The 1,367-nt window shown below is 60.8% G+C and carries 1 protein-coding gene; it reads left to right on the forward strand.

Annotated elements, in window-relative coordinates; translation table 11 throughout:
- Positions 1-115 precede the first annotated feature (115 nt).
- The gene (locus RFM98_RS31130) at positions 116-1,219 is read left to right on the forward strand and encodes an IS5 family transposase (RefSeq protein WP_320312288.1); all 1,104 of its coding nucleotides are present in this window, start codon (positions 116-118) and stop codon (positions 1,217-1,219) included.
- Positions 1,220-1,367 lie beyond the last annotated feature (148 nt).

Below are 1,367 nucleotides of genomic sequence, written 5' to 3' on the forward strand. Positions count from 1 at the left end.
TAAAGCGCGTCGCGCTGAACCGGATTCAGGCGACGCGCTTTAACAGGCTGCTGCAAAAGTCGCGTTTGGTGATGTTTTGTGATTCACTTCGGTTGGCGAACAGGAGTGATTTGCGATGCGCGGACGGGATGATCGATCGGAAGGTCTTTTCAGCTATGTTCGGCTGGAGGAACGCATTCCCGCGGATCATCCGCTTCGAGCGATCCGGCGGTTGTGCGACGAGGCGCTCGGCTGTCTGGATGCCCGCTTTGAGGCGCTCTATTCGGGAATGGGGCGGCCGTCGATAGCACCCGAGATGCTGCTTCGGGCGACACTGCTGCAGGCGTTCTTCTCGGTGCGTTCGGAACGCCTGCTGATGGAGCAGATCGACTACAATCTATTGTTCCGCTGGTTCGTCGGCCTGCCGATGGACGCATCGGCGTGGCATGCGACGGTGTTCACCCACAATCGCGACCGGCTCATGGAGGCCGATGTTGCGCGCGAGTTCCTGGGTGCTCTGATGGGGCTTGGCAAAGTGAGGAAGCTTCTGTCGAGCGATCATTTTTCGGTCGACGGCACGCTGATCGACGCCTGGGCCTCGATGAAGAGCTTTCGGCCGAAGGATGGTTCGGGAGAGCCGCCCAAGCCAGGCCGCAACGGTGAACGCGACTTCCGCAAGGAAAAGCGCTCGAACCAGACACATGCTTCCACGACCGATCCGGACGCACGGCTCTACCGCAAGGCGGACGGCCATCCGAGCCGGCTATGCTACATGGGCCATGTGCTCATGGAGAACCGCAACGGGCTTGCGGTCGACGCGACGCTGACGCACGCCACCGGCACGGCCGAGCGGGAGGCGGCGCTCAGCATGCTCGACCGGCGCCCCCGCAACCATCGCATCACGCTTGGTGCCGACAAGGCCTATGACGTGACGGAGTTCGTCGGCGACCTGCGCCAGCGCCAAGTCACCCCGCACATCACCGTCCAAGGCACGGTCTCTAGCACGGGCACGGTGCGCAAGACTGCCATTGACGGGCGCACCATGCGTCATGCCGGCTACGCGATCAGCCAGCGCATCCGCAAACGCATCGAGGAGATCTTCGGTTGGGTGAAGAAGCCGGGCGGACTGACCAAGACGAAGCTGCGCGGGCGGTCAAAAGTCGAGGCCGTCTTCACCTTCGCCATCATTGCCTGCAATCTGGTCCGTATCCCCAGATTACTGGCGATGCAGCCAACATGACGCCAAACCGCCAAGCACAACAACCCACACACACGCAAAACCGGTAGCTGCAAAAGCCAAAATCCAGCCCGATCAGACCAAGCATTCCGACAAATGTCATCAAAATCGAAAAGGACGCGACTTTTGCAGCAGCCTGTTAAGTCTTTGT

Origin of the sequence: Mesorhizobium australafricanum (assembly GCF_033977265.1) — a bacterium.
GTDB classification, from domain to species: domain Bacteria; phylum Pseudomonadota; class Alphaproteobacteria; order Rhizobiales; family Rhizobiaceae; genus Mesorhizobium; species Mesorhizobium australafricanum.

Coding starts and splice junctions, on each gene's coding strand:
- RFM98_RS31130 (WP_320312288.1), top strand. CDS start 116: ATGCGCGGACGGGATGATCGATCGGAAGGTCTTTTCAGCTATGTTCGG.